The sequence below is a fragment of the Streptomyces sp. NPDC051576 genome (genome assembly GCF_040681835.1).
Taxonomy (GTDB): Bacteria; Actinomycetota; Actinomycetes; order Streptomycetales; family Streptomycetaceae; genus Streptomyces.
The window spans coordinates 173,974-197,229 of the sequence record NZ_JBFAZO010000011.1; the positions used below are offsets into that span (position 1 = coordinate 173,974).

The following is a 23,256-nucleotide window of genomic DNA, read 5'->3' on the forward strand; positions in this document are numbered from 1 at the left end:
TCCGGGGCCGAGAGGTCTTTGCGCGAGAAATCACACGAGAAATCGCGCGACGAATTCGGTCAGGAATGAAGGCAGGGGGGAATTCAGCAATGCGACAAGTCACCCGCAAGAGCTTGATGACCGTGGCGGCCGCCACCGGAGTGATCGCCGCCGCGGGGGGTGTGGCCCACGCCGACTCGGGCGCGCGCGGCTCCGGTTCGGACTCGCCCGGCGTACTGTCCGGCAACACCGTGCAGGCACCGGTGCACGTTCCGGTCAACGTCTGCGGCAACACCGTGAACGTGGTCGGGATCCTGAATCCGGCGGTCGGCAACAAGTGCGGCAACCAGGGCGGAGGCGGCACCGGCGGTGGCGGTTACGGCGACTCCGGGGGCTCGCACGCCGGCGGACACGCCTCCGGCTCACCCGGTGTCGGCTCCGGCAACCACGTCCAGGTACCGATCGACGCACCGGTGAACGTGTGCGGCAACAGCGTCGACGTCATCGGCATCGGCAACCCCGCCACCGGCAACGACTGTGCCAACGGGGGGAGTTGGAACGGCGGCGGCCACGACCACGGGACGCCTCCGGGCGGCGGTGGCCATCACGGGGGTGGTGGTCACCACGGCACCCCGCCGGGCGGCGGCCACGGGACGACCCCGCCGGGAACTCCGGGCACGCCCACGCACCCGGTCACACCCGGTCACCCCGCGTCACCGATCACCTCGCCGATCAAGGGCGGCCACACGCCGACCGGTTCCGCGCAGGTGAACCAGCCCGGCGCGCACTCCGCCGTCCAGGCCCAGGGCGCCGCGCAGCTCGCGCACACCGGAAGCGACCTGCCGCTGGGCCTCGCCCTGCCGGTCGGAGCGGGCGCGCTGCTGGCGGGCGCGGTGCTCTACCGCAAGGCGAAGGCCTCGATGTAGCTCCCGAGGACCTGTGATCTGCGCAACGGAGGGGCCCCGCACCGTCGGGGCCCGCTCCGTTTCGCCCGGCTCAGCTCACCACGTGGCGCGCACCTGGCGGATGATCCGCCGGCGCAGCCGCACCCTGCGACTGCCGTCGCGCAGCAGGCTCAGTCGGTCCAATTCCCAGTGTCCGTACTCGGCATGGTCCGTCAGCAGACGTGTGGCGTCCTTGCGGGAGACCCCGCGCGGTACGTACACGTCGACAAATTCGTATTCCGGCATCGCATCTATTGTGCGGGCAGAGCCCCGGTACGGATAGCGTCTGCACTATGTCTGATGCTGCGCAGCCCACCGCTGCCGAGGTACGCGCCGCCGCCGAGGCGGTCAAGACCGCGCTCGACCGCCACCTGGCCGCGGTCGAAGGCCGGTCGGGGGAGGCCGACCCGGCCGTCTACGAGGCGTTCAACCAGCTCGCCGCGGCCGCCGAGGTCTACGACGAGCTGCTCTACGACCGTTATGACGAGGTCACGCCTTTCGAGATCCCCGGTACCGACGACTCCCTGCCGCCGTACACCGGCCCCGAGGAGCCGAACGCGGTGAGTGTGCTGATCCGCCGTGACTACGCCGTGGCGGAGCCGCAGCGGCTGCTGGCGCAGGCGCAGCGGGTCGAGGCGGCGGTCGGTGACGGCACGGGCACGGAGGCCTCCGGCACGATCCACGGCGCGCTCGGCATCCTCTTCGACGAGTTCGAGGCGGACGAGATCGCCTCCCGGCCCAAGGAGTTCGGCCTTGAGGAGGGCGACTCCACGTTGTGGGTGACCGCCGCCGACGAAGCGGCCGAACCCGGCGCCTGGCTGGAGGCCCCCTTCGAGACGGTCGATCCGCAGAGAGTGGTGTGCCGCTTCGACGTCAGCGCGGTCTTCGACGACGAGATCGACGACGAACTGGACGACCCGGACGACATCGACGACATCGATGAGGCGGTCGAGCCCGAAGCCGAGATCGAGGACGAGGACCTGGAGGCGCTGGAAGCGGACCGCTGAGAGGCGCCGCGCCGGCTGTGACACCACGACGGCGGCGGTCACGGAGGCAGCCCCTCCGCGACCGCCGCCGTCGTCGTGTCCTCCGGCTCAGGCCTCCGCCGGGACCTGCGGTCGCAGCAGGACCGGCAACCGGGTCGTCCGCGGCTTGGCCGGGACCTCGGCGACGGCCCGGGGCAGTGCCTGGTCCACACCGTGGACCACGGACAGATGCCGGTCCGCGCGGCTGAACGCCGTATACACCCAGGGCCGGCTGAGAGCCTGCGCCGCGTCCCCCGGAAGCACCACGACCACCGCGGGCCACCGCGCCCCGACCGCCTGGTGCGCGGTCAGCGCCCACCCGTGCCGCACGGACTGCTCGACCCGCTCCTTCGCTACGACGACGGGCTCGCCCGCGCACGTCAGGTGCAGCCCCTCCGCGTCGGCCTTCACCACCTGGCCGGGGACCGTACGGCCCGGGGCGGAGGAGTACGCGATCCGGTCGCCGGGGTCGAAGCCGCCGAAGCGGCCGGGGCCGGGGTTGAGCCGCTCCTTCAGCGCCACGTTGAGCGCGCGGGTGCCGGCCGCGCCGCCATGGCCCGGTGTGATCACCACCGTCTGCTCGGCCGGGACACCGATCACCCGGGGCACCGAATCGGCGACGAGCTGCACGGTCCGGTGCACGGCCTCGCCGGCGTCCCGCACCGGCACGATCACGACCTCCTTGCCGGGGGCCTCCACCTGGTTCAGCTCACCGATGCCGATGCCCGAGACCAGCTCGCCCACGGGGCCGAGGTCCGGTCGCCGCGAGACGACCTGCGGGCAGACCCGCGCCGCGAGCAGATCGGCGAAGACCCGCCCGGGGCCCGCCGACCACAGCACGGCCGGGTCACCGGCCAGCACCAGCCGGGCGCCGTCCGGCAGCGACTCGGTGAGCAGCGCCGCCGTCTCGACGTCGAGCTGAGGCGCGTCGAGCACGACGAGGAGATCCAGGTCCAGGGCGCCGTCCGAGTCTCGCCCGGGCCCTTCGACACCGGCCAACAGTCCGGCGACGGTTGCTGCTTGGGGACCATCGCCTGCCGCTTGGTGTTCATCACCGGTCCCGGCAGCGCCTGACGCGTGACGCTCGGCCCCGGGGTTCTCGTCGCCGGGCACGGTACCCTCCACCGCGACCGACCGCGCCAGCAGCGCGGTGAACCGGTCCTTGCCGACCGGGCTGTGGGTGGCGGCCCAGGCACGCAGCCCGAAGCCCGCCGCCACGCTCAGCAGCGCGACCGCCTCTTCGAGAGAGGCCTCCCCGCCGGTGTGGAGGACCAGGCCGTGGCCCGCGACCGCGCGGATCAGCTCGCCGGTGGAGCCCTTGGCGGCGCCGGCCCGCTCCCACTCCGCCGCCGAACCGTCCTCCTTCGGCACCGAGTTGATCAGCTTGGCCAGTCCTTCGGCGAGGCTCTCCTCGGCGAGCGCGTACCGCTCCAGGCCGATCAGCACCCGGACCGGACGCTCCGCGTCCTCCTCCGTCTCCTCGTCCGTGCGCTGCACCGGGACCGCGGGCTCGTCCAACGCGTCCTGGAACACCAGCACTTCGCCCTCCGCGATGGCGCTCTGCGTCGCCGCGTCCGGGTCGGGCACACCCTGCTTGGCCAGCGCCGCCGTCAACGCCGACGCCTCCAGGGCCGTATGCCCGGCCAGGGCCGCCTGCTCCAGGAGCCAGCCGGTGACCGCCCGGCCGCGCCGCTCGTCGTCCGGCGCACACTCGGCGCCGAGCAGCGCCCGCGCGAACCCGTCGGCCTGCTCGGGCCGTACCCCCGGGACGCGCAGCAACTGCCAGGGATCCTCGCGGAGTTGGTGGTCCGCGCCGTCGCCGAGAGCCGCCGCGACCTGTGCCGCGAGCGTCTCGGGCGCGCCGCCCTCGGCCAGCGCGAGCCGCGCGGACTCGACCGCCTCGGTCGCGGGGCCGCCGGGCTCGGCGGCGACGGGCTGGGGCCGGCTCACCGCCACCGGGGCGGCGTCGGTACGGCGTGGGGTCGGCTCCGGCTTGGCGAAGGCAGTGGTCACGGGCTTCTCGCCGCTCTCCACGGCCCGCACCGCCGCGAGCAGATCGGCGGCCGTCCCGCTCAGCTTCGTCCCCGCCGCGATGGGCCCGGCCTTCTCCGCCTTCCGCCGCTCGATCCGCTCCCGCTCCAGCCGCTGCGCCTGCAACTCCGCGGCGGCCTCGGACAGTTCGGTAGCGGCGGCCTCGGTCGTCGCCTCACCGGTGCTCTCGGTGCTCTCGGTGCCCTCGGCGGCCGTGGCCTCACCCGCGTCCGCGCCTGTGCCCTCGGCGCCCGCCCCGGCTTCCGCCTCCGTGTCCTCGGCCGGCGAGGTCTCCGTGGTCTCCGGGTCCGTGCTCACAGCGTGCTCCAGTCGTGATCGGGATAGCGGTGCAGAGGCGCCGACACATCGTCGAGCGCTCGGCAGATCTCGTCAGGAAGACTAAGCGCCTCCACTGACAATGCGGCCGTGAGCTGCTGCGCGTTGCGCGCGCCGACGATCGGTGCGGCCACCCCGGGCCGGTCGCGGACCCAGGCGAGGGCGACCTGGAGAGGGGTCACGGCGAGCCCGTCCGCGGCCGTCGTCACGGCGTCCACGATGCTGGTCGCCGTCTCGTCGAGGTAGGGCGCGACGAAGGGCGACATGTGCTCCGAGCCGCCGCGCGAGTCGGCCGGTGTCCCGTGCCGGTACTTGCCGGTGAGGACCCCGCGCCCGAGCGGCGAGGAGGGCAGCAGCCCGATGCCGAGGTCGAGCGCGGCCGGCAGCACCTCGCGCTCCACGCCCCGCTGGAGCAGCGAGTACTCCAACTGCGTGCTCGCCAGCCGGGTCCGCGTGCCAGGCGCCGCGAGCTGCCAGGTCGCCGCCTTGGCGAGCTGCCAGCCGCAGTAGTTGGAGACGCCCGCATACCGAGCCCGGCCGCTGCTGACCGCCAGGTCGAGGGCCTGGAGGGTCTCCTCCAGCGGGGTGAACGGGTCGAAGGCGTGGATCTGCCACAGGTCGACGTAGTCCGTGCCGAGGCGGGCCAGCGAGGCGTCCAGCGCGGCGAGCAGATGGCCGCGCGAACAGTCGAAGCGGCGGTCGGGGTCGGGCACGCTCCCCGCCTTCGTCGAGATGACCAGGTCCCGGCGCGGCACGAGCCCCTCTATGAGCTGTCCGAGCAGATACTCCGCCTCCCCGTCGCCGTACACGTCCGCCGTGTCGACGAGGGTGCCGCCGGCCTCCCAGAACGCCTTCAAGAGGTCCGCGGCGTCATGCTCGTCGGTGTCGCGCCCCCACGTGAGGGTGCCGAGTCCGATCCGGGACACACGAAGGCCGGTACGGCCGAGATGCCTCTGCTCCATGAACGCCGAGATTACTGGCCTGAACCTGCCTCGTGGGGGCCTGTGGATAACCGATTTCCACGATGATCCACAGTCCATCGCACGGCACGCTCCGTGACCACTCACCGGCACCCGTCCTGCCGGCCAGGGGCACCTCGCGCTAGGGTCGGCACGACAGCGACGTTACTGATGGGTAAGGGGTCTGCCATGCAGCTCGGGATCAACCTCGGCTACTGGGGTGCCGGAATGGACGGCGACAATCTGGCCGTGGCCCAGGAGGCCGACCGGCTCGGCTACGCCGTGTGCTGGGCCGCCGAGGCCTACGGCTCCGACGCGGCCACCGTGCTCACCTGGGTCGCCGCGCAGACCGAGCGCATCGACGTCGGCTCGGCCATCTTCCAGATCCCGGCCCGCCAGCCGGCGATGACCGCGATGACCGCCGCGACCCTCGACTCGCTCTCCGGCGGCCGCTTCCGCCTCGGCATCGGTGTCTCGGGCCCGCAGGTCTCCGAGGGCTGGTACGGCGTCAAGTTCGACAAGCCGCTGGCACGCACGCGTGAGTACGTCGAGATCGTACGGAAGGCGATGACGCGCGAGCGGCTGTCGTACGACGGCGCGCACTGGACGCTGCCGCTGCCCGGCGGCCCGGGCAAGCCGCTCAAGCTGACCGTGCACCCGGTGCGCGAGCACATCCCGCTGTACATCGCGGCGATCGGCCCGAAGAACCTGGAGCAGACGGGCGAGATCGCCGACGGCGCGCTGCTCATCTTCCCGTCCGCCGAGCACCTGGAGGACACCGCCGTCCGCCATCTGCGGGCCGGCCGCGAGAAGGCGGGCAAGACCCTCGAAGGCTTCGACATCGTCCCGACGCTCCCGCTCGCCCTCGGCGAGGACAAGGACGTCGAGAAGCTCGCCGACACCTTCCGCCCGTACACCGCGCTGTACGTCGGCGGCATGGGCAGCCGACAGCAGAACTTCTACAACAAGCAGGCCCAGCGCATGGGCTTCGAGGCAGCGGCCGCCGACATCCAGGACAAGTACCTGGCAGGCGACAAGGACGCCGCCGCGGCCGCCATCCCGCACGACCTGATCGACAAGACGACCCTGCTGGGCTCCGTGGACCGCATCGCGGACCGGATGAAGGAGTACGCGGCGGCCGGCGTCACGACCCTGACCCTGGCCCCTGCGGGCTGGACACTGGAGGAGCGCCTCGCCGCACTCCGCGCCGGCAGTGAGGCACTGGAGCGCGCGGGTCTCGCGTAACGCGGCCTGCGGTGCTGAAGAAGGTTTCTACGGCCGTGGTGGGGGCTCGGGGGTCTTCCCCGCCACGGCCGTCACGGGGAACAACGCGCGGCGGCCCGTGCGGTTACGCCCCCGTCGGGACATCGGCCGTCCTCCTTTTGGCGGAGTTGTCCGACACAGCTGTTGCAGCACCTCCGATGCGGCATTTGACTCGTTCTTTGCGGAATGCGGCGGAATCCTGCATGGAGGTGCCTTCAGATGCTTTCGGCCAAGAGTCTGTTCCAGGAGATCCTCGACAACGACGAGTCCTTCCGGCTGTTCTGCTCCATCGCGGCCAGCGGTGAGTCTCAGGGCGGCTGGGAGAACGGCCGCATCGCCGCCCTGGTCCCGCCGGGAGAACGCGACCTCGCCCCCAAGATCGTCCGGCACGGCGCCGACGAGGACAAACACGGACGCATTTTCAACGCCCTCATGAAGAAGCGTGGCCTCGAACCCGTCCCGGTGCCCGCCGACACCGACTACACGATGCTCCTGGAGCGCCACGGCATCGGTCTCGCCCACGAGAAGCTCAAGGGCGACGAGCAGCTCACCGTCCAGGACATCGTCACCTACCTCGCCCACAGCAGGGTCACCGAACAGCGCGCCTCCGAGCAGATGGACCTGCTGCGCAAGCACTTCGCCGACCACCCCGACCTCGGCCGCGCTGTGCGGATGATCTCCCACGACGAGGACAACCATCTCGCCTACTGCCACGAGGAGTTGCTGCGCTTCGCGCACGCCGGACACGGCCGCGCCATCCAGCGGACGCTGCGCGAGTGCGCGCTGGCCGAGATCCGCGTCTACCGGGACGTCAGTCTCGCCGTGATGGCCCACATGGGACGCGTCCTGGACTGGTCGCGCACCAAGTCGGCGGCGCTCGCCGCGGGCATCCACGCCGTCTATGCGTACGAGCGCCTCGGTGGCTGGCGGCGGATGGTGTCCCTGCGGATGCCGGAGAGGCGCGACGCCCTCGGCGGACCGGCGACCGCGGCACCGGAGTTCGCATGAGTGCTACAGCCAGCCGCGCCGCTTGAACTGCCGGTACAGCAGCACCTCCAGGCCCGCCATCAGCAGGATCGCCGCGGGATACCCCCACAGCCAGTGCAGCTCCGGCATGTGGTCGAAGTTCATGCCGTAGATCCCCGCGATCATCGTGGGGACCGCGGCCATGGCCGCCCACGCGGAGATCTTCCGCATGTCGTCGTTCTGCCGGACGCTGGTCTGTGCGAGATGCGCCGACAGGACGTCCGACACCAGCCGGTCCAGGCCCTCCACGGACTCGTTGACCTTCGTCAGGTGGTCGTTCACGTCACGGAAGAACGGCCGCGACTTGTCCTGCACGAACGGCACCCGGTCGACCGCGAAGCCGAGGCCTGCCAGCCGGGCCACCGGCTGTGCCAGCGGGCCCGTCGCCCGGCGGAACTCCAGGATCTGCCGCTTGAAGTCGTAGATCCGCGACGCCGTGGTCCGCGAGCCGCCGCCGGTCGGCGAGAACACCGCCGCCTCCAGCTCCTCCAGGTCGGTCTGCAACTCGCCCGCCACGTCCACGTAGTGGTCGACCACCGCGTCGGCGATCGAGTAGAGCACCGCGGTGGGCCCGTGCCGCAGCATCTCCGGCTCCTCCTCAAGTCGGTGCCGTACGGCCGCCAGTGGGGCCTCCTCGCCGTGCCGGACGGTCACCACGAAGGAGTCGCCGACGAAGACCATGACCTCGCCCGAGGTGACCACGTCGCTGTCCGCCTCGTACCCGACCGGCTTGAGGACCATGAACAGCGAGTCGTCGTACACCTCCAGCTTGGGCCGCTGATGCGCGGTCAGGGCGTCCTCGACGGCCAGCGGATGCAGCCCGAACTCCTCCGTGACCTTGTCGAACTCCTTCTCCGTGGGCTCGTAGAGGCCGATCCAGACGAAGGCGTCGCCCACCCGACGGCAGTGGTCCAGGCCGTCGGAGAAGTCGCCGGGCCCCTCCGTCCGGCGTCCGTCACGGTAGATGGCGTAGTCGACGATCACGGTGCGTATTCTCCCGTCGTCCGGCCGTAGGCGCACTCTGGCGTGCGCCTACCCTTGGCGGCATGCCCACGTTGATCCTTGTCCGGCACGGACGTTCGACCGCGAACACCGGGGGAGTGCTCGCCGGCTGGACGCCCGGCGTCGCCCTCGACGAGCGGGGCAACGCCCAGGCTGCCGCGCTCCCCGGACGGCTCGCCGCGCTGCCGATCGCCGAGGTGGTCGCCAGCCCGCTGCAACGCTGCCAGGAGACCCTCCAGCCCCTCCTCGACGCCCGCCCCGACCTGCGAGTCCACACCGACGAGCGGATCGGGGAGGCCCACTACGGCGACTGGTCCGGCCGCAAGCTCGCCGAGCTCAAGGACGAGCCCCTGATGGAGGTCGTCCAGGCACACCCCTCGGCCGCCGCGTTCCCCGGCGGCGAGTCGATGCGGGCGATGCAGACCCGCGCGGCCGAGGCCGTACGCGAGTGGAACGCGCGCGTGGAGCGCGATCACGGCGCCGACGCGGTCTATCTCATGTGCTCGCACGGCGACATCATCAAGTCGCTCGTGGCCGACGCACTCGGACTTCATCTCGACCTCTTCCAGCGGATCTCCGTAGAACCGTGTTCCATCACCGCGATCCGTTACACCCGTCTCAGGCCATTTCTCGTACGGCTCGGGGACACCGGAGATCTCGCGTCCCTTGCGCCGCGCGAGGAGCCCCCGGGCGACGACGCCCCGGTCGGGGGCGGCGCGGGCGCACCGTGATCGTCGGCCGCAGTAGGGTGAAGCGGTCGCAGTAGCGCCGCACTTGTCAGCAGTCGATTCCAATGGAGACAGGACGTGTCCCGTCAGGTGTTCCTCTATGACCCGCCGGACCGCTTCGTAGCCGGCACGGTAGGACTGCCCGGGCGCCGTACGTTCTTCCTCCAGGCCGCCGCCGGCCCTCGGGTGACCAGCGTGGCCCTGGAGAAGACGCAGGTCGCCGCGCTCGCCGAGCGCATGGACGAGCTTCTGGACGAGGTCGTACGGCGCAGTGGCGGCAACGCGGCCGTCCCGGCCGTCACCCCCACCGAGATCTCCGACACCCGTCCCCTGGAGACGCCCGTCGAGGAGGAGTTCCGCGTCGGGACCATGGCGCTCGCCTGGGACGGCGAGGAACAGCGCATGATCGTCGAGGCGCAGGCCCTCGTGGAACTCGACGCGGAGTCCGAGGAGGACCTCGCCGAGGCCGAGGAACGGCTGCTCCAGGACGAGGAGAACGGACCCCCGATGCTGCGGGTCCGGCTCACCGGAGCCCAGGCCCGAGCCTTCGCCAAGCGCGCCCTGGACGTCGTCAACGCCGGTCGGCCGCCCTGCCCGTTGTGCAGCCTCCCGCTCGACCCGGAAGGACACGTATGTCCGCGCCAGAACGGATACCGCCGCGGAGCGTGACCACCGCCGAGCTGCTTGCCAAGGGTGAGCTGAAGGTGCGCGGACGCATCCGCGAAGCCTCGAACGCGGTGCTGTACTGCTCCGTGACGCACGAGGGCCGCGAGGCGTCCTGTGTCTACAAGCCAATTGCCGGGGAGCGGCCCCTGTGGGACTTCCCGGACGGCAACCTCGCCCAGCGCGAGGTCGCCGCCTACGAGGTCTCCGAGGCGACCGGCTGGGGCCTCGTGCCGACCACCGTGCTGCGCGACGGACCGTACGGCGAGGGCATGTGCCAGCTCTGGATCGAGGCGGCGACCGACAAGGACGGGTCCGAACTGCTCGCCCTGGTCGACGCGGAGGAGCCCGAGGCCGGATGGAAGGCCATCGGGTTCGCCGAGGTCGGTGAGGGCAAAACCGCCCTCCTGGTGCACGCCGACGACGAGCGGCTGCGCAGACTCGCCGTCCTCGACGCCGTCATCAACAACGCCGACCGCAAGGGCGGCCATCTGCTGCCCGCCGACGAGGGCCGCCTCTACGGCATCGACCACGGTGTGACCTTCAACGCCGAGAACAAGCTGCGCACCCTCCTGTGGGGCTGGGCGGGGGAGCCGCTCACCGCGGAGGCCGTCGAGGCCCTCACGGGGCTGCGTGCGGCCCTGGACGGGGCGCTGGGGACCCGACTGGCCGAACTGATCACCGCCGCCGAACTCGACGCCACACGCGCGCGTGTCGACGCCCTGCTCACCACGGGGAAGCACCCGGAACCGAGCGGCGAGTGGCCTGCCATCCCCTGGCCGCCGGTATAGCGCTCACCAGCGCGTTCCGGAGCACATCGCGGGGCCGAGATCAAGAGCGCCTTGTCGGCCGTCCGGTTCGTATACCGAACTCGGGTCCGGTTACGCTCATGTACATGCATGCCTGGCCCGCTTCCGAGGTCCCCGCCCTGCCTGGTCAGGGCCGCGACCTGAGGATCCACGACACCGCGACCGGCGGTCCGGTCACCCTCGACCCCGGTCCCGTCGCCCGAATCTATGTCTGCGGCATCACGCCGTACGACGCCACCCACTTGGGACACGCGGCGACCTACAACGCGTTCGACCTCGTACAGCGCGTGTGGCTCGACACCAAGCGGCAGGTGCACTACGTCCAGAACGTCACGGACGTCGACGACCCGCTCCTGGAGCGCGCCCAGCGCGACGGCGTCGACTGGGTCGCCCTCGCCGAACAGGAGACGACCCTCTTCCGCGAGGACATGACCGCCCTGCGGATGCTGCCGCCGAAGCACTACATAGGCGCGGTCGAGGCCATACCGGGCATCGTGCCGCTGGTGGAGCGGCTGCGCGACCTCGGCGCCGCCTACGAACTCGAAGGCGACGTCTACTTCTCCGTCGAGTCCGACCCCGACTTCGGCAAGGTCTCGAACCTCGACGCCGCCGCGATGCGGCTGCTGTCCGCCGAGCGCGGCGGCGACCCGGACCGCCCCGGCAAGAAGAACCCGCTCGACCCGATGCTGTGGCTCGCCGCCCGCGAGGGCGAACCGAGCTGGGACGGCGGCTCGCTCGGCCGGGGCCGCCCTGGCTGGCACATCGAGTGCGTGGCCATCGCCCTGGACCACCTCGGCATGGGCTTCGACGTCCAGGGCGGCGGCTCCGACCTCGCCTTCCCGCACCACGAGATGGGCGCCTCGCACGCCCAGGTGCTGACCGGCGAGTTCCCCATGGCCAAGGCGTACGTCCACGCCGGCATGGTCGCCCTGGACGGGGAGAAGATGTCGAAGTCCAAGGGCAACCTGGTCTTCGTCTCCACGCTCCGGCGCGAGGGCGTCGACCCGGCCGCGATCCGGCTGGCGCTGCTCGCCCACCACTACCGCGCCGACTGGGAGTGGACCGACGGCGTGCTCGCGGACGCGGTCGCCCGGCTCGGGCGGTGGCGCGCCGCCGTCTCCAGGCCCGACGGCCCCTCCGCCGCGAAGCTCGTCGAGGAGATGCGCGAAGCACTCGCGAACGACCTCGACGCTCCTGCCGCGCTCGCCGCGGTCGACCGCTGGGCGGCCGTCCAGCGCGACCGGGGCGGCAGCGACGAAGGCGCCCCCGGCGTCGTGTCCCGCGCGGTGGACGCCCTGTTGGGCGTGGCCCTCTAGCAAGCGGTCATGAAGAAGGCGGTGCGCACCTCGCGCACCGCCTTCTCTCACGTCTTCCGCGGATCACTCCTCGGCGGAGTCCTCGTCGTCGGCCTCGGGCCCGGTCTCGGTCTCGGGCTCCGCCTCCGGCTTCGTGGGCCGCGTCGGCTTCGTACGGCCGCCGCCGGGGTTGTCGCGCAGATACGACGCGCTGTCGCTGCCGTCCGCCGTGGCATGCCCGCCGGGCTGCGGGCTGCCGCCGCCGTCCCGTCTGCGCAGATAACGCTCGAACTCGCGGGCGATCGCCTCGCCCGACGCCTCCGGCAGCTCCGCGGTGTCGCGGGCCTCCTCCAGCGTCTGCACGTATTCGGCCACTTCACTGTCCTCGGCGGCCAGTTGGTCCACGCCGACCTGCCAGGCGCGCGCGTCCTCGGGCAGCTCGCCCAGCGGGATGCGTACGTCGATCAGGTCCTCCAGGCGGTTCAGCAGCGCCAGGGTGGCCTTCGGGTTGGGCGGCTGCGACACGTAGTGTGGCACCGCCGCCCACAGCGACACGGCCGGTACGCCCGCGTGCGTGCACGCCTCCTGGAGGATGCCGACGATCCCGGTGGGACCCTCGTACTTCGTCTCCTCCAGGTCCATCCGCTGCGCCAGGTCCGAGTCGGACGTGGTCCCGCTGATCGGCACCGGACGGGTGTGCGGGGTGTCACCGAGCAGCGCGCCCAGGATCACCACCAGCTCCACGCCCAACTCGTGCGCGAATCCCAGCAGTTCATTGCAGAACGAGCGCCAGCGCATCGATGGTTCGATACCTCGGACGAGGACGAGATCGCGCGGCTTCTCACCGCCGACCCGGACCACCGAGAGACGGGTCGTGGGCCAGGTGATCTTCCGCACTCCGGCGTCCATCCACACCGTGGGCCGGTTCACCTGGAAGTCGTAGTAGTCCTCGGCGTCGAGGGCCGCGAACACCTCGCCCTTCCACTCCTTGTCCAGATGCGCGACCGCGGTGGAGGCGGCGTCGCCGGCGTCGTTCCAGCCCTCGAACGCGGCCACCATCACTGGGTCGATCAGCTCGGGAACCCCCTCCAGCTCGATCACCCAGCGCCTCCTTCCGGTTTGCCCTCGCGTACGCCCCAACCTTACGGCGTCCGACGGGGGCGCCCGCAGCCCCCTTGCACGGGGGAGTGAACCCATGCCTGCCCCGTCCGAGCCGGTCGAACACACAAGATCGCCACCTTGTGCGGGCCCGTCCCGACCGGATACTCCTCCGATGGGTCGGCGGGCGGCCCCGCTCGTTCAGAGGGTCGAACGCAGCCACTGCTCCACGCTCGCGATGTGCACCGTCGCCCACGACCGCGCGGCCTCCGCGTCCCGGTCGCGCAGCGCGCCCAGGATCGCCCGGTGCTCGTGCAGGGTCCTGCTGACCGCGTCCTCCTGGGTCAGGCCGCGCCAGATCCGGGCCCGCGTGGTGGGTCCTGACAGACCGTCGAGGAGCGAGCACAGAACGGAGTTGCCGGAACTCTGCACGATGCCCCGGTGGAACTCCAGGTCGCAGGCGACCAGTTCCTCCACCGAGGGGGCGCCGCCCAGCGCGTCCAACTGCGAGCTGAGCGCGTCCAGTTGCTGCTCGCTGATCCGCAGCGCCGCCATCGCCGTGGCCGCGGGCTCCAGCATCCGCCGTACGGCCAGGAACTCCAGGACCGTGTCGTCGCGATGGAAGTCCACGACGAAACTCAGCGCCTCCAGCAGGAGTTGCGGATCGAGACTGGTGACGTACGTGCCGTCGCCCTGCCGGACGTCCAGGATGCGGATCAGTGACAGGGCTCGTACGGCCTCCCGCAGGGAGTTGCGGGACAGGCCGAGTTCGGCGGCGAGTTCGCTCTCCTTGGGCAGCCGGTCCCCCGGACGCAGCGCGCCGGAGACGATCATTCCCTTGATTTTCTCGATCGCCTCATCGGTGACTGCCATGGCCGGCCTCCTTGTTGCTCAGACATCCGATGTATCAGGCATATTATGGGGGTTCAGTGGGCTGAACGGGAACGGAAACGCACAGCTCAGGTATGCCGTGCGACACGACGAAGGGGCGGTTCCCGGTCGGGAACCGCCCCTGTCACGTCGTAGCGACTACTTCTTGTCGAGCAGGTCCTGGACCTTCGCGCGGACGTCGTCCGTGGCCAGGCCGCGGATCGTGAGGGTGGTGCGGCGGCGCAGGACGTCGTCCTGGGTCTCGGCCCACTCGTGGTCGCGGGCGTAGACGACCTGCGCCCAGATCTCGGGGGCGTCGGGGTGGACGCGCTGTCCCAACTCCGGGTTCTCGTTGGCGAGGCGGGCGATGTCGAAGGCCAGCGAGCCGTAGTGGGTGGCCAGGTGCTTGGCGGTGTCGGCCGCCATGCGCGGGCCCGGCGCCGGGTTGTCGACCAGGAGGCGGTGGGCGACCGCGCGCGGGTTGGCGACACCCGGCAGGGGCAGCTTCTTCGGCAGCGAGGAGATCGGCTCGAAGTCCTCGCCGAGCGGGCGGCCCGGGAGGGCCTCCAGCTTCTGCATGACAGTGCGGCCGATGTGCCGGAAGGTGGTCCACTTGCCGCCCGCGACGGACAGCATGCCGCCCCTGCCCTCGGTCACCACCGTCTCGCGCTTGGCCTTCGCGGTGCTGCCGGGGCCGCCCGGGAGCACGCGCAGACCGGCGAAGGAGTACGTGATCAGGTCACGGGAGAGCTGCTGGTCGCGGACCGAGAACGCGGCCTCGTCCAGGATCTGGGATATGTCCTGCTCGGTGACCGAGACGTCCGCCGGGTCGCCCTCGTACTCCTCGTCGGTCGTGCCGAGCAGCAGCATGTCCTCCCAGGGGAGGGCGAAGGTGATGCGGTACTTGTCGATGGGGGTCGCCAGCGCGGCCTTCCAGGGGGAGGTCCGCTTCAGGACCAGGTGCGCGCCCTTGGAGAGGCGGATGGAGGGAGCCGCGTTCGGGTCCTCCATCTTCCGCAGGTGGTCGACCCACGGGCCGGTCGCGTTGAGCACCAGCCGGGCGCTCACCCCGAACTCGTCGCCCGAGGTGGTGTCGCGCAGCTCCGCGCCGGTCACCCGGCCCTGGGTGAAGCGCAGCCCGGTGACCTCGGCGTGGTTGAGGACCACCGCGCCCGCCTCGACGGCCGCGCGGACCGTCATCAGCGCCATGCGGGCGTCGTTCATCTGGTCGTCGCCGTACACGGCCACGGCCTTGAGGTTCTGGGTGCGCAGCTCGGGCACGTCCTGCGCCGCCTTGGCGGGGGACAGGAGGTGGCCGACGCCGTCACCGAACGCGGAGAGCGCGGAGTAGGCGAAGACGCCCGCCCCGAGCTTCGCCGCGCCGTGCGGTCCGCCCTTGTACACGGGGAGGTAGAACGTGAGCGGGTTCGCCAGGTGGGGGGCCACCTGGCGGGAGACCGCACGCCGCTCGAAGTGGTTCTCCGCCACCAGCTTCACCGCGCCGGTCTGCAGATAGCGCAGACCGCCGTGGAGCAGCTTGGAGGAGGCGGAAGAGGTGGCGCCGGCGAAGTCGCCGGCGTCGACCAGGGCCACCCGCAGCCCGGACTGCGCGGCGTGCCAGGCGGTGGAGATGCCCAGGATGCCGCCGCCGATCACGAGGAGGTCGTACGTCGCCTTGGAGAGCTGCTCCCGGGTCTCGGCCCGGCTCGGGTTCGAGCCGGAGGCCGGGTGCGTACCGAGGGCAGGTACGGACTGCAGGGTGGACTGACTGGTCATGGTGGGGTTCTTACTCCTCGTCAGTTCTCGTCTTCGAGCCAGCCCATGGTCCGCTCCACGGCCTTGAGCCAGCTCTTGTACTCACGGTCGCGCTTCTCCGCGGCCATGTTGGGGGTCCACTCGGCGGCCCGGCGCCAGTTGGCGCGCAGGTCGTCGGTGCTGGTCCAGAAGCCGACGGCGAGACCGGCGGCGTAGGCGGCACCGAGGCAGGTGGTCTCGGCGACCATCGGGCGCACCACGGGGGCGTCCACGAAGTCGGAGAGGGTCTGCATCAGCAGGTTGTTGGAGGTCATGCCGCCGTCGACCTTGAGCGCGGCCAGCTCGACACCGGAGTCCTTCGTCATGGCGTCCGTGATCTCACGGGTCTGCCAGGCGGTGGCCTCCAGGACGGCGCGCGCGAGGTGCGCCTTGGTGACGTACCGGGTCAGACCGGCGATCACACCGCGGGCGTCGGAGCGCCAGTACGGGGCGAACAGACCGGAGAAGGCGGGTACGAAGTAGGCGCCGCCGTTGTCCTCGACGGAGAGCGCGAGCGTCTCGATCTCGGCCGCGGTGGAGATCAGGCCCATCTGGTCGCGCATCCACTGCACCAGCGAACCGGTGACGGCGATGGAGCCTTCGAGGGCGTAGACCGGGGCCTCGTCGCCGATGCGGTAGCCGACGGTGGTCAGCAGTCCGGAGTACGAGTTGATGATCTTCTCGCCGGTGTTCATCAGCATGAAGGTGCCGGTGCCGTACGTCGACTTGGCCTCGCCCTCGGCGAAACAGGTCTGGCCGAACAGGGCGGCCTGCTGGTCGCCGAGCGCGGAGGCGACCGGGATGCCGCCGAGCAGATCGCCGAGGCGCCCGCCGGTGACCTCGCCGTAGACCTCGGCGGAGGAGCGGATCTCCGGGAGCATGTTCAGCGGGACGCCGATGGACTCGGCGATCTTGTCGTCCCACTCCAGGGTGTGCAGGTTCATCAGCATGGTGCGGGAGGCGTTGGTGACGTCGGTGTAGTGCTTGCCGCCGTTGACACCGCCCGTCAGGTTCCAGATGACCCAGGTGTCCATGGTGCCGAAGAGGATGTCGCCCGCCTCGGCGCGCTCACGCAGTCCCTCGACGTTGTCCAGCAGCCAGCGGGCCTTGGGGCCGGCGAAGTAGCTCGCCAGCGGCAGGCCGGTCTCGCGGCGGAAGCGGTCCTGGCCGACGTTGCGGCCCAGCTCCTTGCAGAGCGCGTCGGTGCGGGTGTCCTGCCAGACGATGGCGTTGTGGACGGGCTCACCGGTGTTCTTGTCCCACAGCAGCGTGGTCTCGCGCTGGTTGGTGATGCCGATGGCCTTGATGTCGTCGCGGGTGATGCCGGCCTTCTCGATGGCGGAGGCGACGACCTCCTGGACGTTGGTCCAGATCTCGGTGGCGTTGTGCTCGACCCAGCCCGGCTTCGGGAAGATCTGCTCGTGCTCCTTCTGGTCGACGGAGACGATACGGCCGTCCCGGTCGAAGACGATGCAGCGGCTGGAGGTCGTGCCCTGGTCGATCGCGGCGATGAACGGTCCGGCGGTGTGCGCGTCGGTCACTGTGTGCTCCTGAGGGGTTCCGTGGTCATGAGGACGGTCATGAGGACTGGTTCTACTGCTGCTTCAGTGCTCGGAGTTCCGGATCGCATCCGGTTCTAAGCAAAGGCGAGGTTGTAGATACCCGCAGCGATCGCGCCGCCGATCAGTGGACCGACCACCGGGATCCAGGCGTAGCTCCAGTCGGAACCGCCCTTGTTGGGCAGGGGCAGGAGCGCGTGCACGATCCGGGGGCCCAGGTCACGGGCCGGGTTGATGGCGTAGCCGGTCGGGCCGCCGAGCGACAGACCGATGGAGACGACCACGAACGCGGTGATCAGGGCGCCCAGGGTGCCCAGGCCGTTGCCCTTGTCGTTCAGACCCTGCGTCAGGATGGCGAGGATCAGGACGACGGTGCCGATGATCTCCGTGGCGAGGTTCTGCACCACGTTGCGGACCTCGGGGCCGGTGGAGAAGATGCCCAGGACCGGGCCCGCGCCCTTCTCCTCGGCCACCACGGCCTTGGCCGTCGGCTCGCCGACGATCTCCTCGTCCGTGAGGTGGGCCTGGAACTGGCCGTAGTAGGCCACCCAGACCAGCGTCGCGCCGATCATGGCGCCGAGCAGCTGCCCGGCCCAGTAGATCGGGACGTTGTCCCAGCCACCGTCCTTGATGGCGAGTGCGAGCGTCACGGCCGGGTTGAGGTGGGCACCGGAGAGCGGTGCCGAGATGTACACAGCCGTCATGACGGCGAAACCCCACCCGAAGGCGATGGCGAGCCAGCCGGCGTTACGTGCCTTGGAGGCCTTCAGCGTGACGGCGGCGCAGACGCCACCGCCCAGCAGGATGAGAACGGCGGTACCTATGGTTTCGCCGATGAAGATGTCGGAGCTGGACACCCGCGACTCCTTTGTCCTTCGTCCAGGGAAGCCGAACCCCGGGTCCCGCCGGGGATTCGTGCGCCCTCGGGGGTGAGAGCGATGCCGGCCTTTGGCGTTGCCACACTCTAGCGCGTATTGCCGGTAGGTGTTCGACAATGCCGACCGATGGACGGGAGTCTTGCTCCGGGGTTACGCGTGCGTCAAGAGTGCTGTTGTCCAAAACACGATCGTTATTGATTGCTGTGGGCTGTCGATCTTGCGGTCTTCGCGCACGGCAGTCGGATGGACACTGTGTGTGGTGATTTGGCATTTTGGCCGACTTTGTCGTCCAGAGTACGACGAAGACCGGAACGTCCCTCAGGGCGTTCCGGTCTTTTCACCTGTGAATCCGGCGGGGTCAGAACCGCCCGGCGCCGAGGTCCCGCGACACCGCGCGGGCGCAGTCCCGTACCGCGGCGATCAGTTCGGGCCGCACCGCGCCTTCCTCTTCGGAGCGGCACACCCGCTCCACGGCGCCGGTGATGCCGACCGCGCCGACCGGCATGCGCCGCCGGTCGTGGATGGGCGCGGCGATGGACGCGACGCCCTCCCAGGTCTCCTCGACGTCGACGGCGTATCCACGCGCGCGTGTGACGTCGAGGATGCGCTCGAAGTCCTGCAGCTCGGACACCGTGCGTTCGGTGAAGGTCTTGCGCTCGGCCTCCAGGACCTCGCTGTGCGCGACCGGGTCGTAGGCCGACAGCACCTTGCCCAGGGCAGTGGAGTGCAGCGGCTGCATGGCGCCGATCTCCAGGACCTGCCGGCTGTCGTCGGGCCGGAAGACGTGGTGCACGATCAGGACGCCCTGCAGATGCAGGACGCCCAGGTGCACGCTCTCGCCGCTGGAGCGGGCCAGGTCGTCCGTCCACACCAGGGCGCGGGCCCGCAGCTCGTGCACGTCGAGATAGGTGGTGCCCAGGCGCAGCAGTTCGGCGCCCAGCTGATAACGCCCGGAGGCCTCGTCCTGCTCGACGAAGCCCTCGTGCTGGAGGGTGCGCAGGATGCCGTGGGCCGTGCCCTTGGCGAGGTCGAGCGACGAGGCGATGTCCGAGAGGCCGAGCCGTCGCTCGCCGCCCGCGAGCAGGCGCAGCATCGCGGCCGCCCGTTCGAGCGACTGGATGTTCCGTGCCATCGCCGTACTGCCTCCGTCCCGTTCGACCGTCGACGCGCGACGTCGCTGCCGCCGTTCGGCAATGTCGAACACTACCGGTCCATGCCGACCTCCCGCTAATGGTCGGTCAATACCGGTGTCGATATCTGTTACGTCACCCGCCGCGAGAACCTAGACGGGGGTTGATCCGCCCGTCACCCCAGTCCGCCCCATGGACGCGTCGAGCATCCTTCCGCCCTCCCCGTTACTCTTGCGGCGTGCACGCTCCCCGGGGAGTTCCGTGAGAGGTTCCCAGGGAAGCCGCAAAGCCGACAGCCGTCGCACTCCAGGGAGCCCCTTCATGGCCTCGTCGCCACTGACCCCTTCTGCCGACAGCCGGACCCGTGTGTCCGCGCTCCGAGAGGCGCTAGCCACCCGTGTGGTGGTCGCCGACGGAGCCATGGGCACCATGCTCCAGGCGCAGGAGCCCACACTCGACGACTTCGAGAACCTCGAAGGCTGCAACGAGATCCTGAACATCACCCGCCCCGACATCGTCCGCTCCGTCCACGAGGAGTACTTCGGGGCGGGCGTCGACTGCGTCGAGACGAACACGTTCGGCGCCAACCACTCCGCGATGGCCGAGTACGACATCGCCGACCGTGTCTACGAACTCTCCGAGGCCGGTGCCCGCATCGCCCGCGAGACCGCCGACGAGGTGGGTGCCCGCGACGGCCGGCAGCGCTGGGTGCTGGGCTCCATCGGCCCCGGCACCAAGCTGCCCACCCTCGGCCACATCGGCTACGCCACCCTCCGCGACGGCTTCCAGGCGAACGCCGAGGGCCTCCTCGCCGGCGGCGCCGACGCCCTGATCGTGGAGACCACCCAGGACCTCCTCCAGACGAAGTCGTCGATCCTGGGCGCCCGCCGCGCCATGGAGGCGACCGGCGTCGACGTACCGCTCCTGGTCTCGATGGCCTTCGAGACCACCGGCACCATGCTGCTCGGCTCCGAGATCGGTGCCGCGCTCACCGCCCTTGAGCCGCTCGGCATCGACATGATCGGCCTGAACTGCTCGACCGGCCCGGCCGAGATGAGCGAGCACCTGCGCTATCTCGCCCGCCACTCCCGCACTCCGCTGCTCTGCATGCCGAACGCCGGCCTGCCCATCCTCACCAAGGACGGCGCCCACTTCCCGCTCGACCCCGAGGGCCTGGCGGACGCGCAGGAGCACTTCGTCCGCGATTACGGCCTGAACCTGGTCGGCGGCTGCTGCGGCACCACCCCCGAGCACCTGCGCCAACTCGTCGAGCGGGTCCGCGAGGCCACCCCCGTCGAGCGCGACCCCCAGCCCGAACCCGGCGCCGCCTCCCTCTACCAGACGGTCCCGTTCCGCCAGGACACCGCCTACATGGCGATCGGCGAGCGCACCAACGCCAACGGTTCGAAGAAGTTCCGCGAGGCCATGCTGGAGGCTCGCTGGGACGACTGTGTGGAGATGGCCCGCGACCAGATCCGCGAAGGCGCCCACATGCTGGACCTCTGCGTGGACTACGTGGGCCGCGACGGCGTCGCCGACATGGAGGAACTGGCCGGCCGCTTCGCCACCGCATCCACCCTGCCCATCGTGCTCGACTCCACCGAAGTCCCGGTGATCCGGGCCGGGTTGGAGAAGCTCGGCGGTCGAGCGGTCATCAACTCCGTCAATTACGAGGACGGCGACGGCCCCGACTCCCGCTTCGCGAAGGTCACCCGGCTCGCCCAGGAACACGGCGCCGCGCTCATCGCGCTGACCATCGACGAAGAGGGCCAGGCCCGCACCCCGGAGCACAAGGTCGCCATCGCCGAGCGGCTGATCGAGGACCTGACGACGAACTGGGGCATCCACGAGTCGGACATCCTCATCGACACCCTGACCTTCACCATCTGCACCGGCCAGGAGGAGTCCCGCGGCGACGGCCTCGCCACCATCGAGGCGATCCGCCGGCTCAAGAGCAGCCACCCCGACGTCCAGACCACCCTGGGTCTGTCCAACATCTCCTTCGGCCTGAACCCGGCCGCCCGCGTGCTGCTCAACTCCGTCTTCCTCGACGAATGCGTCAAGGCGGGCCTCGACTCGGCGATCGTGCACGCCTCGAAGATCCTCCCGATCGCCAGGTTCAGCGAGGAGGAGGTCACCACCGCCCTCGACCTCATCTACGACCGCCGCCGCGAGGGCTACGACCCGCTGCAGAAGCTGATGGCCCTCTTCGAGGGCGCCACCACCAAGTCCCGGACGGCGGGCCGCGCCGAGGAGCTGGCCGCCCTCCCGCTGGACGAGCGGCTCAAGCGCCGGATCATCGACGGCGAGAAGAACGGCCTGGAGAACGACCTCGCCGAGGCGCTGCAGACCCGCCCCGCCCTCGACATCGTCAACGAGACGCTCCTGGACGGCATGAAGGTCGTCGGCGAGCTGTTCGGCTCCGGTCAGATGCAGTTGCCGTTCGTGCTCCAGTCCGCCGAGGTCATGAAGACCGCGGTCGCCTATCTCGAACCGCACATGGAGAAGTCGGACGCCGAGGGCAAGGGCACCATCGTGCTCGCCACCGTGCGCGGCGACGTCCACGACATCGGCAAGAACCTCGTCGACATCATCCTGTCCAACAACGGCTACAACGTCGTCAACCTCGGCATCAAGCAGCCCGTCTCCGCGATCCTGGAAGCCGCCCAGGAGCACCGCGCCGACGTCATCGGCATGTCCGGCCTCCTGGTCAAGTCCACGGTGATCATGAAGGAGAACCTGGAGGAGCTGAACCAGCGCAAGCTGGCCGCCGACTACCCGGTCATCCTCGGCGGCGCCGCGCTGACGCGGGCGTACGTCGAACAGGACCTGCACGAGATCTACGAGGGCGAAGTCCGCTACGCCCGCGACGCGTTCGAGGGACTGCGCCTGATGGATGCCCTCATCGGCGTCAAGCGCGGTGTGCCCGGCGCGAAGCTCCCCGAACTCAAGCAGCGCAGGGTGCGGGCGAGCGCCCCCGCCGAGGTCGAGGAGCGCCCGGAGGAGGGTCACGTCCGCTCCGACGTGGCGGTCGACAACCCGATCCCCACCCCGCCGTTCAGCGGCACCCGGGTCATCAAGGGCATCCAGCTCAAGGAGTACGCGTCCTGGCTCGACGAGGGCGCCCTCTTCAAGGGCCAGTGGGGCCTCAAGCAGGCCCGCACCGGCGACGGACCGACGTACGAGGAACTGGTCGAGACCGAGGGCCGGCCCCGGCTGCGCGGACTGCTGGACAAGCTCCAGACCGACAACCTCCTCGAAGCGGCCGTCGTCTACGGCTACTTCCCCTGCGTGTCCAAGGACGACGACCTGATCGTCCTCGACGACCAGGGCAACGAACGCACCCGCTTCACCTTCCCGCGCCAGCGCCGCGGCCGCCGTCTCTGCCTGGCCGACTTCTTCCGCCCCGAGGAGTCCGGCGAGACCGACGTCGTCGGCTTCCAGATCGTCACCGTCGGCAACCGCATCGGCGAGGAGACCGCGAAGCTCTTCGAGTCGAACTCCTACCGCGACTACCTCGAACTGCACGGCCTGTCCGTCCAGTTGGCCGAGGCGCTCGCCGAGTACTGGCACGCGCGCGTGCGTTCCGAACTGGGCTTCGCGGGGGAGGACCCGGCCGACGTCGAGGACATGTTCGCCCTCAAGTACCGGGGCGCCCGCTTCTCCCTCGGCTACGGCGCCTGCCCCGACCTGGAGGACCGCGCCAAGATCGCCGACCTGCTGGAGCCGGAGCGCATCGGCGTCCACCTGTCGGAGGAGTTCCAGCTGCACCCGGAGCAGTCCACGGACGCGATCGTCATCCACCACCCGGAGGCGAAGTACTTCAACGCGCGCTGAACGGCCACAGCTGAACGGACGAGCACACTG

The 23,256-nt window shown here is 70.5% G+C and carries 19 protein-coding genes; 9 read left to right on the forward strand and 10 right to left on the reverse strand.

Annotated features, from left to right (window positions below; translation table 11 throughout):
* Positions 1-89: 89 nt before the first annotated feature.
* Positions 90-905 (forward strand): chaplin, encoded by an 816-nt coding sequence (locus AB0M63_RS32380; RefSeq protein WP_355906422.1) that lies wholly within the window; start codon positions 90-92, stop codon positions 903-905.
* Positions 906-980: 75 nt separating this feature from the next.
* On the opposite strand, the gene AB0M63_RS32385 is transcribed toward AB0M63_RS32380, so the two are convergent.
* Positions 981-1,169 carry a DUF5703 family protein gene (locus tag AB0M63_RS32385; protein ID WP_005485166.1) on the reverse strand — a complete coding sequence of 63 codons (189 nt, stop codon included), beginning with the start codon at positions 1,167-1,169 and terminating at the stop codon, positions 981-983.
* Between the two features lie 47 nt (positions 1,170-1,216).
* Here AB0M63_RS32385 and AB0M63_RS32390 point away from each other — a divergent pair, with 47 nt between their 5' ends.
* Positions 1,217-1,930 (forward strand): hypothetical protein, encoded by a 714-nt coding sequence (locus AB0M63_RS32390; RefSeq protein ID WP_355906425.1) that lies wholly within the window; start codon positions 1,217-1,219, stop codon positions 1,928-1,930.
* An 87-nt stretch (positions 1,931-2,017) separates the two neighbouring features.
* Here AB0M63_RS32390 and AB0M63_RS32395 read toward each other — a convergent pair whose 3' ends face one another.
* Positions 2,018-4,297, reverse strand: coding sequence for a helix-hairpin-helix domain-containing protein (locus AB0M63_RS32395; RefSeq protein ID WP_355906428.1), 2,280 nt, complete (start codon positions 4,295-4,297; stop codon positions 2,018-2,020).
* On the reverse strand, positions 4,294-5,277 hold the full coding sequence (locus tag AB0M63_RS32400) for an aldo/keto reductase (protein WP_355906431.1): 984 nt from the start codon (positions 5,275-5,277) through the stop codon (positions 4,294-4,296). The genes AB0M63_RS32395 and AB0M63_RS32400 overlap by 4 nt, the downstream gene beginning before the upstream one ends.
* 186 nt (positions 5,278-5,463) lie before the next feature.
* On the opposite strand from AB0M63_RS32400, the gene AB0M63_RS32405 reads away from it, so the two are divergent.
* Together AB0M63_RS32405 and AB0M63_RS32410 are read left to right on the forward strand one after the other, a co-directional pair.
* Entirely contained in the window at positions 5,464-6,519 is a 1,056-nt protein-coding gene (locus AB0M63_RS32405) for an LLM class F420-dependent oxidoreductase (RefSeq protein WP_355906434.1), read from the forward strand.
* A 237-nt stretch (positions 6,520-6,756) separates the two neighbouring features.
* A complete protein-coding gene (locus AB0M63_RS32410; protein ID WP_355906437.1) occupies positions 6,757-7,545 on the forward strand; it encodes a ferritin-like domain-containing protein in 789 nt (262 codons plus the stop codon).
* Between the two features lie 3 nt (positions 7,546-7,548).
* Here the strand turns inward: AB0M63_RS32410 and corA are convergent, their stop codons facing one another.
* Positions 7,549-8,547 carry a magnesium/cobalt transporter CorA gene (gene corA, locus AB0M63_RS32415; RefSeq protein WP_355906440.1) on the reverse strand — a complete coding sequence of 333 codons (999 nt, stop codon included), beginning with the start codon at positions 8,545-8,547 and terminating at the stop codon, positions 7,549-7,551.
* A gap of 62 nt (positions 8,548-8,609) precedes the next feature.
* On the opposite strand from corA, the gene AB0M63_RS32420 reads away from it, so the two are divergent.
* The 4 genes from AB0M63_RS32420 (at position 8,610) to mshC (ending at position 12,081) form a co-directional block, all read left to right on the forward strand.
* Positions 8,610-9,296, forward strand: coding sequence for a histidine phosphatase family protein (locus AB0M63_RS32420; RefSeq protein WP_355906443.1), 687 nt, complete (start codon positions 8,610-8,612; stop codon positions 9,294-9,296).
* A 75-nt stretch (positions 9,297-9,371) separates the two neighbouring features.
* Positions 9,372-9,962 (forward strand): DUF3090 domain-containing protein, encoded by a 591-nt coding sequence (locus AB0M63_RS32425; protein WP_355906446.1) that lies wholly within the window; start codon positions 9,372-9,374, stop codon positions 9,960-9,962.
* A complete protein-coding gene (locus AB0M63_RS32430) occupies positions 9,926-10,747 on the forward strand; it encodes an SCO1664 family protein (protein ID WP_355906449.1) in 822 nt (273 codons plus the stop codon). The genes AB0M63_RS32425 and AB0M63_RS32430 overlap by 37 nt, the downstream gene beginning before the upstream one ends.
* Before the next feature lie 104 nt (positions 10,748-10,851).
* Positions 10,852-12,081 carry a cysteine--1-D-myo-inosityl 2-amino-2-deoxy-alpha-D-glucopyranoside ligase gene (gene mshC, locus AB0M63_RS32435; RefSeq protein ID WP_355906452.1) on the forward strand — a complete coding sequence of 410 codons (1,230 nt, stop codon included), beginning with the start codon at positions 10,852-10,854 and terminating at the stop codon, positions 12,079-12,081.
* Between the two features lie 63 nt (positions 12,082-12,144).
* Here mshC and AB0M63_RS32440 read toward each other — a convergent pair whose 3' ends face one another.
* From AB0M63_RS32440 to AB0M63_RS32465, 6 genes are all read right to left on the reverse strand, one after another.
* Positions 12,145-13,161: a PAC2 family protein gene (locus tag AB0M63_RS32440; protein WP_366021895.1), complete on the reverse strand. Its 1,017-nt coding sequence runs from the start codon at positions 13,159-13,161 to the stop codon at positions 12,145-12,147.
* Between the two features lie 198 nt (positions 13,162-13,359).
* Positions 13,360-14,031 carry a FadR/GntR family transcriptional regulator gene (locus AB0M63_RS32445; RefSeq protein ID WP_355906458.1) on the reverse strand — a complete coding sequence of 224 codons (672 nt, stop codon included), beginning with the start codon at positions 14,029-14,031 and terminating at the stop codon, positions 13,360-13,362.
* 156 nt (positions 14,032-14,187) lie between these two features.
* Positions 14,188-15,804, reverse strand: coding sequence for a glycerol-3-phosphate dehydrogenase/oxidase (locus AB0M63_RS32450; RefSeq protein WP_355906461.1), 1,617 nt, complete (start codon positions 15,802-15,804; stop codon positions 14,188-14,190).
* A 20-nt stretch (positions 15,805-15,824) separates the two neighbouring features.
* A complete protein-coding gene (gene glpK / locus AB0M63_RS32455; RefSeq protein WP_355906464.1) occupies positions 15,825-17,363 on the reverse strand; it encodes a glycerol kinase GlpK in 1,539 nt (512 codons plus the stop codon).
* A gap of 95 nt (positions 17,364-17,458) precedes the next feature.
* Positions 17,459-18,238 carry an MIP/aquaporin family protein gene (locus AB0M63_RS32460; protein ID WP_355906467.1) on the reverse strand — a complete coding sequence of 260 codons (780 nt, stop codon included), beginning with the start codon at positions 18,236-18,238 and terminating at the stop codon, positions 17,459-17,461.
* Between the two features lie 379 nt (positions 18,239-18,617).
* A complete protein-coding gene (locus AB0M63_RS32465; RefSeq protein ID WP_355906470.1) occupies positions 18,618-19,391 on the reverse strand; it encodes an IclR family transcriptional regulator in 774 nt (257 codons plus the stop codon).
* A gap of 319 nt (positions 19,392-19,710) precedes the next feature.
* Between AB0M63_RS32465 and metH the strand changes: the two genes are divergently transcribed.
* Positions 19,711-23,226, forward strand: coding sequence for a methionine synthase (gene metH, locus AB0M63_RS32470; protein WP_355906473.1), 3,516 nt, complete (start codon positions 19,711-19,713; stop codon positions 23,224-23,226).
* Positions 23,227-23,256: the final 30 nt, after the last annotated feature.

Bases quoted from the DNA above. Each gene is read 5' to 3' on its own strand.
- AB0M63_RS32380 (WP_355906422.1), top strand. From the start codon at position 90: ATGCGACAAGTCACCCGCAAGAGCTTGATGACCGTGGCGGCCGCCACC.
- AB0M63_RS32385 (WP_005485166.1), bottom strand. From the start codon at position 1,169: ATGCCGGAATACGAATTTGTCGACGTGTACGTACCGCGCGGGGTCTCC.
- AB0M63_RS32390 (WP_355906425.1), top strand. From the start codon at position 1,217: ATGTCTGATGCTGCGCAGCCCACCGCTGCCGAGGTACGCGCCGCCGCC.
- AB0M63_RS32400 (WP_355906431.1), bottom strand. From the start codon at position 5,277: ATGGAGCAGAGGCATCTCGGCCGTACCGGCCTTCGTGTGTCCCGGATC.
- AB0M63_RS32405 (WP_355906434.1), top strand. From the start codon at position 5,464: ATGCAGCTCGGGATCAACCTCGGCTACTGGGGTGCCGGAATGGACGGC.
- AB0M63_RS32410 (WP_355906437.1), top strand. From the start codon at position 6,757: ATGCTTTCGGCCAAGAGTCTGTTCCAGGAGATCCTCGACAACGACGAG.
- AB0M63_RS32420 (WP_355906443.1), top strand. From the start codon at position 8,610: ATGCCCACGTTGATCCTTGTCCGGCACGGACGTTCGACCGCGAACACC.
- AB0M63_RS32430 (WP_355906449.1), top strand. From the start codon at position 9,926: ATGTCCGCGCCAGAACGGATACCGCCGCGGAGCGTGACCACCGCCGAG.
- mshC (WP_355906452.1), top strand. From the start codon at position 10,852: ATGCATGCCTGGCCCGCTTCCGAGGTCCCCGCCCTGCCTGGTCAGGGC.
- AB0M63_RS32445 (WP_355906458.1), bottom strand. From the start codon at position 14,031: ATGGCAGTCACCGATGAGGCGATCGAGAAAATCAAGGGAATGATCGTC.
- AB0M63_RS32450 (WP_355906461.1), bottom strand. From the start codon at position 15,804: ATGACCAGTCAGTCCACCCTGCAGTCCGTACCTGCCCTCGGTACGCAC.
- AB0M63_RS32465 (WP_355906470.1), bottom strand. From the start codon at position 19,391: ATGGCACGGAACATCCAGTCGCTCGAACGGGCGGCCGCGATGCTGCGC.
- metH (WP_355906473.1), top strand. From the start codon at position 19,711: ATGGCCTCGTCGCCACTGACCCCTTCTGCCGACAGCCGGACCCGTGTG.